The 685-nt window shown below is 62.5% G+C and carries 1 pseudogene; it reads left to right on the forward strand.

The features are described from left to right. Window positions 1–213 precede the first annotated feature (213 nt). Window positions 214–685 (forward strand): annotated as a pseudogene (locus EOA60_RS38020) (hypothetical protein); the annotation flags it as partial.

Raw genomic sequence — 685 nt, forward strand, 5'->3', positions numbered from 1 at the left:
GGGCTCGAACTGATCGATGAAGAGGAGTTGCCCAGCGACGAGGATGTCGCCCCGGTGGCATATTTGCTCGTCCCGGACGTGCGGGCACTACGGCAAATCGAGAGTCTGTGGCAGACCTGGGTTGCGGGAAGGGACTTGCCGCAAGGGCATACAGCGTGGCGCGATGTGTTCGCATGCCTTCGTGACCTGCGACCATGGGGACCGGACGATCGGGTGCAGCCGCTGGATGCCTCCCTTCTGGATGAGGAGATTTTCGGCAAGGCCGACCACGAACTTGTTCCCTTGGAGGTCGAGATCGTGTTTCGGCCAAATGCCGACGCGGCTGCGTCGAACGAGGCAAGTGTGGCTCGGGCCATTGCCGCCTATGGGGGGACGATCGTCAGTCGGGCCAAGTTGGACGACATCGCCTATCATGCCGTCCTGGCAAGGCTCCCGGTCGCGGCGATCAGGATGATCGTCGAGAGATCTCCCGCCAGCTTGGCCGGCATCGAGCACGTCATCTATATCCGACCGCAAAGCCTGGCCACCGAGATTGACGTCTCCGACAAGGTCCCGCTCGCGGCGATTGCTCCGCTGCCGGCGGTCGTCAACGATCCCATTCTCGCAGTGCTGGATGTCGTGCCGATGGCGGGTCATCCGCTTCTGCGGACGCATTTGAGTGTCGAGGATCTCTTCGGCCTAGAGC

Source organism: Mesorhizobium sp. M1A.F.Ca.IN.020.06.1.1 (assembly GCF_004023265.1).
In the GTDB taxonomy this organism is placed as follows: domain Bacteria; phylum Pseudomonadota; class Alphaproteobacteria; order Rhizobiales; family Rhizobiaceae; genus Mesorhizobium.